General features: G+C 72.6%; 7 protein-coding genes. 3 read left to right on the plus strand and 4 right to left on the minus strand.

Going from position 1 to position 6,000, the window contains the following annotated elements; translation table 11 throughout:
* Nucleotides 1-162 precede the first annotated feature (162 nt).
* The 4 genes from BM419_RS22510 to BM419_RS22525 all read right to left on the minus strand — a co-directional run bounded on the left by BM419_RS22510 (nt 163) and on the right by BM419_RS22525 (nt 3,930).
* On the minus strand, nt 163-1,044 hold the full coding sequence (locus BM419_RS22510) for a helix-turn-helix transcriptional regulator (protein WP_020095664.1): 882 nt from the start codon (nt 1,042-1,044) through the stop codon (nt 163-165).
* 343 nt (nt 1,045-1,387) lie between these two features.
* Nucleotides 1,388-2,353, minus strand: coding sequence for a lytic transglycosylase domain-containing protein (locus BM419_RS22515; protein WP_091927721.1), 966 nt, complete (start codon nt 2,351-2,353; stop codon nt 1,388-1,390).
* A gap of 168 nt (nt 2,354-2,521) precedes the next feature.
* Nucleotides 2,522-3,343, minus strand: a complete 822-nt coding sequence (locus tag BM419_RS22520) for a Cof-type HAD-IIB family hydrolase (protein ID WP_091927722.1) — start codon at nt 3,341-3,343, stop codon at nt 2,522-2,524.
* Nucleotides 3,340-3,930, minus strand: a complete 591-nt coding sequence (locus tag BM419_RS22525; protein WP_091927728.1) for a gluconokinase — start codon at nt 3,928-3,930, stop codon at nt 3,340-3,342. The genes BM419_RS22520 and BM419_RS22525 overlap by 4 nt, the downstream gene beginning before the upstream one ends.
* A 174-nt stretch (nt 3,931-4,104) precedes the next feature.
* Between BM419_RS22525 and BM419_RS22530 the strand changes: the two genes are divergently transcribed.
* The 3 genes from BM419_RS22530 to BM419_RS22540 form a co-directional block, all read left to right on the plus strand.
* Complete coding sequence (locus BM419_RS22530) at nt 4,105-4,401, plus strand: DUF3072 domain-containing protein (RefSeq protein WP_091927723.1); 297 nt, start codon at nt 4,105-4,107, stop codon at nt 4,399-4,401.
* A 182-nt stretch (nt 4,402-4,583) separates the two neighbouring features.
* On the plus strand, nt 4,584-4,832 hold the full coding sequence (locus tag BM419_RS22535; protein WP_056526187.1) for a Flp family type IVb pilin: 249 nt from the start codon (nt 4,584-4,586) through the stop codon (nt 4,830-4,832).
* A gap of 261 nt (nt 4,833-5,093) precedes the next feature.
* Nucleotides 5,094-6,000: polysaccharide biosynthesis/export family protein (locus BM419_RS22540; protein ID WP_091927729.1), on the plus strand; the 907-nt coding region annotated here is incomplete at its 3' end.

The raw sequence follows: 6,000 nt of genomic DNA on the forward strand, positions 1-6,000 counted from the left end.
AGCGCCCGCTCGAGCGGGGTGGTTGTCCCGCCCGGAGAGACGGCAGCGGCGGCGACGGACCGCGGGTACTGCCCTAGCGTGGTGCGCTGCACCGCGGCGATCAAGGGCCGGCGCGGCCCGGGGGTCGCATCGGTCGCATGGCTGTCAGCGAACGCGGGCGGGTCAGTCCGCCAGCGGCACGCCCTGCCCGAACCGCGCCTCGATCGCCGCCGTCAGGCGGTCCAGCATCGTCTGGACAGGGATGTTGGAGGTGTCCACCGTCGCCGGGGCCCGGGCGTAGAGCGGCTCGCGGCTCGCCAGCACGGCGCGCAGCTCCTGCATCGCGGAGGCGTGGTCGCCCGTCGTGGCGAGGTGTCCCTGCTCGCGGACGCGGCTCATGTGCTCCTCCGGCCGGGCGCGCAGCCAGATGGTGTAGAACGCCTGGAGGAGCAGATCGTAGGTCAGCGGTTCCGCGACGATGCCGCCGCTCGTCGCGAGGATCAGCGGCCCGGGATGCTCGGTCAGGCGCCGCAAGGCCGCCTGCTCGAGCCGGCGGTAGCCTTCCTGGCCGTAGATCGCGAAGATCTCCTGGACCGAGAGGGCGTTCTCCCGCTCGATCTCGGCGTTGAGCTCCACGAAGGTCCAGCCGAGGCGCTCGGCCGCGAGCTTGCCGAGGGTCGATTTGCCGGCGCCGCGCAGTCCGGTCAGCGCCACGCGCGGCCGGTTGCTCGATTCGGGCCGGCTGCCGCCTGACAGGGCCTCCTTGGCGGCGACGATCTGGGCCGGGCTCGCCTGGGCGAGGAGGTCGCGCACCACGGGCCAGTCGGGCAGCGCGTCGTTGCCGGTGATCAGGTCGTCCAGCCGCACACCCATGGCGTTCGCCACCCGCCGCAGCAGGATGATCGAGACGTTGCCCTGGCCGCCCTCTAGCTGCGCGATGTAGCGCTCGGACAGGCCCGAGGTCTGCGACAGAACCTTGCGCGACAGCCCGCGCACGGTGCGCGCGTGCCTGACGCGTCGCCCGAGGTCCGTGAGAAAGAGAGATTCCTGTTCCACGCCGGTCATGGCGCCGTCCGCTTTCCTGCCAGCTCGAAAGCAGAGTCCGTGCCCTGCATGCCTGCCGCTTCGAGATCCATCGCGCTTTGGCGTTCCGCCAGACAGGAAGCTGCCTGAGAACGTGCGCGTGTAGACCGGCGTTTCCTGCCCTGAGATCCGTCGTGCGCCACCCGCGTACGGCCGCTGTCTCGCGGCGCCGGTCCGTACCGTAACGATCCAACCACGTTGCTGGCGTGGCGCCTATGTGTTGCGGATCGACCCGATGGTCAAGCCTTGGGCATGATCCTTGTGTGGGCAGAAGGCCCGGCCGAGCGGGCGATCGGCGGTCTGCACCCGCGCCGGAGAGGGCGCGCTACTCGACCGGCAGGGCCGTGGCCTCGCGCACCGGCGCGGCGGCCGGAGCGCGCCGCGGCGTCGCGGCGGCGAGCATCTGGAGCGACGGACGGCGCGGCGGCAGCGGCACCTCGACCGCCTCGACCGCCGCCTCGGTGGCCGGTGCCGAAGCGGCCGCGGGGGTCATCGGGGTGGCGGCCGCGGCGGGCTGCGGCGAGAGTCGGAGTTCCGCCATCTGCGCCGGCGAGGCCTCCGCGCTCCCGAGGGCGGTGGGTCGGCGCGGCGGCAGCGGCACCTCCACGGAGGGAACCGAGGCGGCCTGCGGGGCGGCCGGGGTCGCGCCTGCGGCCGGGTCGATGGAGAGGCTGGCGAGTTCGACCGCGGCGCCGGCCAGGGCGGCGGGCCGACGCGGCGGCAGCGGCACCTCGACGGTCTCGGTCGGAACCTCCGCCACGGCGGCGGCCGTCGGCGCGTAGGCCAGGGCGGCGGCCGCGGGGTTGGGTTTGGAGTCGGCGACGCCGCCGCCGAACAGGCTCGCGAGGGCGCTGGCCGACGCCGCCACGGGGGCGACCACCGAGGCGACCTCGGTGGAGATGCCCTGGCGCTTGGCGGCGTAGTAGTAGCCGCGGTTGTAGTACTGGTAGGCCTGGGCGACGTTGCCCTTGGCCGTGCGGTAGGCGCCCGCCAGATAGGCCACGCCGTAGCGCAGGTTGGTCTCCGGATCGTACAGGCCGGCGGCGTCGCCGGTGTAGCCCATGCCGCGCGCGGTCGCGTGCTTGATCTGCATGAGACCCAGGGCGCTGCCGCCCTTCGCCCGCGGATTGTAGTTGCTCTCGCGCTTGACCACGGCGTGCACGAAGCTCGCCGGAACGCCGTTCGCCTTCGCCTGCTGCTCGATCAACGCGTCGATATTGTCGCGCGCGCCCTGCCCGAAGGCGGCGGCGGGCGCGACCGCGAGGACGGCGGCCAGGATGAGGCGATGCATTCCGAGACCCGGTGCTGCTTGTTCTGTAGTCAAGCTAGGTCACGGGGAAATGAGGCCGGAAAGCGGCCCCCGTTCGGCAGCCTGTGGGCGGCCGGGGCGACGGGCGTGCTTGTGATCCGCGCGCCACAGGGCGGCGCGCGGACGCGGTCGGCCGGTCTGGGGAGCCGGTCAGGGAAGGATGAAGCGCTCGACCGCGCGGGCGAACCCGTCGGCGTCGTTGCTGTCCGTGACCGCGCTGGCGGCCGCCTGGACGCTCGCCTCGGCATTGCCCATCGCCACGGAGTAGCCGCTCTGTGCGAACATCGGGCGATCGTTCCCGGCATCGCCGAACGTGGCGATCCGCTCGCGCGGGATAGCGAGATGCGCGCTCATCCAGGCGACGAAGCGACCCTTGTCGAGATCGGGCGGCGTCACGTCGAGATAGTACTTCTGCGAGCGGTGGACGGTGGCCCGGCCGGCCAGCGCCGCCGCGATTCGCGTCTCGCAGGCCTCGAGATGGGCGTGGTCGCGGCTGACGCCGACGATCTTGGCGGCCGTACCCATGAGCGTTCCGAGATCCGGCACGACCCGGGGCTCCGCGTCGATCGTGCGGCGCTCCAGGTCGGTGTAGGGACCGTCCGGGTCGCGCAGGCACCACGCGCCGTCGGCGAAGACCCAGACATCCAGCCCCTCGGCCAGGAGCCGGTCGAGGGCCGCCCGGGCCGCCGGCTCCGGGATGGCCCGCTCCTCGATGATCGACAGGTCCGGCCGGACGACGCTCGCGCCGTTGAAGGCCCCCATCGGCAGGTCGAGGCCGAGCTCCGCCACAAGGCTCCGCAGCCCGATCGGCGGCCGCGCCGAGGCGATGCTGAAGCCGATCCCGGCCGCGCGCAGGCGGCGGACGGCCGCCACCGTCGCTGCCGTCAGGCGCTTGTCCCCGGTGACCAGGGTGCCGTCGACGTCCGAGATCACCAGGGCGATCCCCGCGGCCTTGCCGGTTCCTGCTGTCATCGCGTCACTCCCCACCCGGATCCCGCCCCACCCGGATCGCGACGCGCCGCGGCGGCGAGTTCCGCCACGACCCGGTCGGCAATCGCCTCGGGCGGCTCGAGGATCCCGACGGTGATCGGGTGCTCGTCGGGGCCCGGGACCTCGAGGGTCGCGAACTGGCTGTCCAGGAGATGCGGCGACATGAAATGACCCTGGCGCTCCGCGAGACGCCGCGCGATCAGGGCCTTGTCGCCGTCGAGGTAGACGATGCGGACCCGCCGGCTGTCCCGGGTGAGGACGTCCCGGTACGCGCGCCGGAGCGCCGAGCAGACCACCACCCCGGACTCGCCGGCGTCGAGGCGCTGCTGGATCCAGGTCGCGATCCGGGCGAGCCACGGCGCGCGGTCCGCGTCGTCGAGGGCGTGGCCCGCGTGCATCTTCGCCACGTGCTCCGGCGCGTGGAAGCTGTCGCCGTCCACGAAGATCCAGCCGAGCTTCTCGGCGATCAGCGCCGCCACGGTGCTCTTCCCGGACCCCGAGACGCCCATGACCACGAGCACCTGAGCGGCCGTCCCGGCATCGAATGGCGGGTCTGATTGGGACGTCATCCGGACCACCGTGGCTCCGAGGCGCGCCGGGGCGCCGCGCGTCACGATCATGCGGAGCGCGCGCGCGGAAGGAAAGATCGCCGCGCCCGACGTTGCCGCCGTGTCGGCAGGAACCGTCGCGGAGCAGGCCGCGTTGACGACCCAGAACGCGAACGTTTAGGGAACATGAGTCGCATGGCTACCACCACCGCGAAGGCAACGTCGAAGGCCGATCGGGATTCCGGAGCGCGCCAGGATGCGCACCAGAACGCGCCGGAGAACCCCAAGACCGACCCGAAGGACGTGTCGAACCAGATCAAGGATCCGGACCAGTGGACCACCGGCGGCGAGCCGATGACCGGCGCGCAGGCCTCCTACCTGAAGACGCTCTCCGAGGAGGCGAAGGAGCCGAAGGCGTTCGATCCCGACCTCGACAAGGCCGAGGCCTCCAAGCGGATCGACGACCTGCGCCACAAGGCCGGCCACGCCTGAGCCGTCGCGGGCGCCCCGCGCGGCGGGCGCGCCCGCCGCGCGGGGCGGTGCATATCCCGCCCGGAATCGGCCCGATGCCCTGTTTCGGACACTTCGTTAAGCCGGCGGCAAGCGCGGGCCGGTAACAGCCTTCCGAGCGCGTGAGGCCACGCGGACGGCGGGACGGGAAGGCGCGTTCGACCATGGATGAGCCGGGCGGCGACGGGGCGGGGCGGCGCGCGGTGCGATCCCGGGCGGCGGCCGCCCTGACGGATCGGATCCCTGTCGCGGCCGCGCGCTTCGCCCGCGATCTCCGCGGATCCACCGCGACCGAGTACGCCCTCCTCGGGGGCCTGATCTTCCTCGTCGCGGTCGGCAGCATCCGCTACTACGTGTCCCGCGTCAGCGCCGTCTACGGCGACATCACCGCGGCGGTGACCCAGGGTCAGTGAGCGGATCGCGCCGGGGCCGTACGGCCCTGGAGTCGATGGGCCGACTCGTTACCGTCGACAGCGCTCGGATTTGTGTCCCGATATTTCAGCAGCGCGCGCTGCGCCCGGCATTCGTCGTCCCTGTGCCCCGAAAAAGCTGTGCTTAACGAGGATGACTTAGCAGTCTCGGTCGTGGCGGGCGGAGTGTGGCTCACCCGCTACGGACACCTGGGCCGCTATGGGCTAGGCACGGGCTCGGCAATACCGATGGGCAACATCTGGATGCGCAAACTTCCCCTCGTCCTGCTCGCCGTCACGGCGATGTCGGGCTGCACGTACCTGCCCGCGGCGGGTCCGACGGCGAGCGCGATCCAGGCCGGGGCCGAGGTCGCCACGGCCGACGGCGGGATCCTTGCCCGCTACGAGATCATCGACGTCACCCCCTCCGTGGTCGAGGCCCTGCGCGGCCGCCCCCTCGACAGCCTGCTCGCCTCCTTCGGCGACCATCGCCCCTCCTCCGAGCCGGTCATCGGCATCGGCGACATGGTCTCGGTCTCCGTCTGGGAGGCCGGATCCGGCGGCCTGTTCTCCGGACCCCTCGTCGCCGACCGCTTCTCCGCCGGATCCAAGTCCGCCCTCATCCCCGAGCAGCCCGTCGGGCGCGACGGCGCCATCTCGGTGCCCTATGCCGGCCGCATCAAGGTCGCCGGCCGCCGCACCCAGGACGTCCAGGCGCTCATCGAGAACGAGCTCGCCGGCAAGGCCATCCAGCCCCAGGTGCTGGTCTCGGTCACCCGCCCGATCTCCCAGGCCGTCACCGTCACCGGCGAGGGCGCCGCCGGCGCCCGCCTGCCGCTCTCGGGCCACGGCGACCGCATCCTCGACGTCATCGCCGCCGCCGGCGGCAACCGCGCGCCGGTCAACGAGACCTTCGTGCGGCTCTCACGCGGGCCGGTGACCGCGACCGTGCCGCTGACCACGGTGGTGTCGAACCCGCGTGAGAACATCTACCTGCGGCCCAACGACGTGCTGACGCTCGTGCGCGACCCGCAGACCTTCATCGCGGTGGGCGCGCTGGGCAACAGCACCGAGCTGCCGTTCCAGGCCGACGGCATCACGCTGGCGCAGGCGCTGGCCAAGGCGCGCGGCCTGTCGGACTTCGCCGCCGACCCGGCCGGGACGTTCATCT

The sequence above is a fragment of the Methylobacterium sp. yr668 genome (genome assembly GCF_900116245.1).
Lineage (GTDB): Bacteria > Pseudomonadota > Alphaproteobacteria > Rhizobiales > Beijerinckiaceae > Methylobacterium.

Coding starts and splice junctions, on each gene's coding strand:
- BM419_RS22535 (WP_056526187.1), top strand. CDS start 4,584: ATGGATGAGCCGGGCGGCGACGGGGCGGGGCGGCGCGCGGTGCGATCC.
- BM419_RS22525 (WP_091927728.1), bottom strand. CDS start 3,930: ATGACGTCCCAATCAGACCCGCCATTCGATGCCGGGACGGCCGCTCAG.
- BM419_RS22520 (WP_091927722.1), bottom strand. CDS start 3,343: ATGACAGCAGGAACCGGCAAGGCCGCGGGGATCGCCCTGGTGATCTCG.
- BM419_RS22510 (WP_020095664.1), bottom strand. CDS start 1,044: ATGACCGGCGTGGAACAGGAATCTCTCTTTCTCACGGACCTCGGGCGA.
- BM419_RS22515 (WP_091927721.1), bottom strand. CDS start 2,353: ATGCATCGCCTCATCCTGGCCGCCGTCCTCGCGGTCGCGCCCGCCGCC.
- BM419_RS22530 (WP_091927723.1), top strand. CDS start 4,105: ATGGCTACCACCACCGCGAAGGCAACGTCGAAGGCCGATCGGGATTCC.